Raw genomic sequence first — 404 nt, forward strand, 5'->3', positions numbered from 1 at the left:
TCGTTCGTCGCAGCCAACGGATCAATATCAAAGGTTGGCGCAAGAGTATCGATCACTCCGCCATTTTCTGTGTCGCTAGCGGTATTGCCGGCGGCATCGGTGACGCTGGCATCAACAACAAAAGCGCCTTCTGCAAGCGGGGTCGGTACATCCACCGACCAACTGCCATCAGCCAACACAGTGGCAGTTAAGGTTTGTATATCGCCATTGGCATCGGTGACCGTAATGCTCACCAGCCCGCCAATTTCATCACTGCTACCGGTGATGGTTGGGGTGCTGTCGTTCGTCGCAGCCAACGGATCAATATCAAAGGTTGGCGCAAGAGTATCGATCACTCCGCCATTTTCTGTGTCGCTAGCGGTATTGCCGGCGGCATCGGTGACGCTGGCATCAACAACAAAAGC

1 protein-coding gene is annotated in these 404 nt (G+C 54.5%); it reads right to left on the bottom strand.

Annotated elements, in window-relative coordinates; all coding sequences use genetic code 11:
* Positions 1-335 (bottom strand): Ig-like domain-containing protein (locus tag H5187_RS24050; protein ID WP_310737484.1); only part of this gene is annotated, 335 nt, incomplete at its 3' end.
* Between the last annotated feature and the right edge of the window lie 69 nt (positions 336-404).

This window comes from Pseudoalteromonas sp. SG44-1 (assembly GCF_014164315.1).
In the GTDB taxonomy this organism is placed as follows: domain Bacteria; phylum Pseudomonadota; class Gammaproteobacteria; order Enterobacterales; family Alteromonadaceae; genus Pseudoalteromonas; species Pseudoalteromonas rhizosphaerae.